The 1,411-nt window shown below is 76.0% G+C and carries 2 protein-coding genes and 1 pseudogene; all 3 read right to left on the bottom strand.

The genetic code is table 11. The annotated features are described in order from the left end of the window. Nucleotides 1-547, bottom strand: a pseudogene (locus BCD49_RS08655) (hypothetical protein); the annotation flags it as partial. After that, nucleotides 544-912, bottom strand: coding sequence for a helix-turn-helix domain-containing protein (locus BCD49_RS08650; RefSeq protein WP_063630323.1), 369 nt, complete (start codon nt 910-912; stop codon nt 544-546). The pseudogene BCD49_RS08655 and the gene BCD49_RS08650, both read right to left, overlap by 4 nt. Before the next feature lie 38 nt (nt 913-950). Further along, on the bottom strand, nt 951-1,411 hold a 461-nt coding region (locus BCD49_RS08645; RefSeq protein ID WP_158072937.1), incomplete at its 5' end, for a tyrosine-type recombinase/integrase.

Genomic DNA, 1,411 nt, shown 5'->3' with positions numbered 1-1,411 from the left:
AGACCGCCTCCGGGAGCGTGAAGCAGTTCACGCAGATGTCGGGCTGGCCGTCGTGCGCGCGCCGCGCGATCCGGCGCACCGTGCCGCACACACCGCAGCGGCGTTGGACCCGGTCCGCGCAGCGCGCGCAGACCGGCTGGCCCTGCGGGTCGCGGCCGGCTACCGGTTTGACGATCCCGCAGCGCACGCAGGCGGTTGCCCGGGCCCGGTTGTGGCAGCGCGAGCACAGCCCCTGCCCGTCGCCCTGGCGGGTCAGCGGACGGCCGGTCGCGCCGCAGCGCGCGCATGTCGGCACCGGCAGCGCGCCACCGACCGCGATCAGCGTCTCGACGAGCCGTCCGACCGCCGGTGGCGCGCCGACGCTCAGCGCGGCCGGGTCCGTGGCCAGCGCGTCGGCCAGGTGCCGCAGGCTCGCGCCGCTGACCGCGCCMACCGCCGCGGCGATCACGTCGGCCGGTAGGGCCGGGTCGGCGGCCGCCACCGCCGCGGTCACCGCCACCCGGCGGGCCGCCACCTTCTCGAGCCGAGACGCCCAGGGGCCGGTCATGACCCGGTCCCCGGGCCGGGGACGGCGGTGATCTCGGCGCGCCGGGGCCGCAACGGCATCACGACCGGCGAGGACACCGCCCGCGGCGCCGTCGTGGCCGGTGCCGTCGTGTCCGACGGTGCCGTGTCCGCCAGTGCCGCGGACGCACCGGGGTCGGCGGCGCGCCGGGGCCGGCCCCGGTAGGGCTCGACGAGGTCTGTGGGCGCGCAGCCGAGGATGTCGCAGAGCGCGGCGAGCGTCACCAGCGACAGCCGCTCCGGGACGCCGGTCACCAGCCGGTAGACCTGCTCGCGCGAAAGCCGGACACCCCGCTCGGCGAGCAGCGGGACCAGCGCCGTCGTCGCGAACAGCCCACGCTCGGCCATCAGCTTCCGCAGATGCCAGTAGTAGCCGACCTGCGCGCTCACCGGTCCTCCGTCCCGGCCACGGCGTGCAGGACCGCCGCGAGCGCCGCGGTAAGCATCCGGTTCTTCGCGTCCGCACCGACGGTGGTGTAGGTCGCGGTCGTCGAGGCCCACGAATGGCCGACCTGCTGCTGGACGAACAACGGATCGACCCCATCCTCGATCAGGTGCGAAACGTACGAATGCCTCAGACAGTGCACGGACAGATCGGCGGGAAGCCCCGCCGCGGCCCGCCACCGGGCGAACCGGTCGTCCACCGACCGGGTCGAGATCCGGTTCCCGCGCTCGGTCAGCCAGACCGCTGGGCCGGCCGACCCCGGGAACTGGGGGCGGACCACCGTCAGGTACTCCTCGAGCACCCCGGCCGCCCACGGGAACACCGTCGCGACCGCGCGGCGCCGCGGCGGACCGCCCCGCATCGCCTTGCCGAACCGGACATGGCAGACACCCAGCGAGCCCA

It is taken from the genome of Pseudofrankia sp. EUN1h (assembly GCF_001854645.1).
In the GTDB taxonomy this organism is placed as follows: domain Bacteria; phylum Actinomycetota; class Actinomycetes; order Frankiales; family Frankiaceae; genus Pseudofrankia; species Pseudofrankia saprophytica.
The sequence above is the reverse complement of the archived record's forward strand: the minus strand, read 5'-3'. Positions and strand labels throughout refer to the sequence as shown.